This window comes from Streptomyces sp. SID13726, from assembly GCF_010548375.1.
GTDB lineage: Bacteria > Actinomycetota > Actinomycetes > Streptomycetales > Streptomycetaceae > Streptomyces.
Genome location: NZ_JAAGLY010000585.1, coordinates 1 through 418, shown reverse-complemented (window position 1 = coordinate 418; position 418 = coordinate 1). Strand labels below are relative to the sequence as shown.

The following is a 418-nucleotide window of genomic DNA, read 5'->3' as shown; positions in this document are numbered from 1 at the left end:
CCGCGTCCGAGACCGCCTCCGAGCGGGTCGGGGCGACCGACCAGGGCGACGTCACCGTCCCGACCGACCCGCAGCGCGTCGTCGTGCTCAACCACGCCCTGGCGGGCTACCTGTACGAGCTCGACGTCCCCGTGCTCGCGACGGTGCCCGAGGTGACGGACGACCCGGACCCGAAGTTCTCGCCGTTCTGGAAGGACCAGGCCGAGGCGGACGGCACCGAGCTCATCGAGTGGAGCGCCGACGGCTTCAACCTCGAGGCGATCCTCGCCCTGGAGCCCGACCTCATCGTCGGCGGCGGGTGGGGCTTCCCGCTCAAGCAGGCCACCGACGTCTACGACGGCCTGAGCCAGATCGCCCCGACGGTGCTCGTGAGCGGCACGTACACGACGTGGCAGGAGCAGTTCGAGTTCCTCGCCGT

General features: G+C 71.1%; 1 pseudogene. It reads left to right on the top strand.

Annotated features, from left to right (window positions below):
* Nucleotides 1-418 (top strand): annotated as a pseudogene (locus G3I78_RS49255) (ferric enterobactin (enterochelin)-binding protein); the annotation flags it as partial.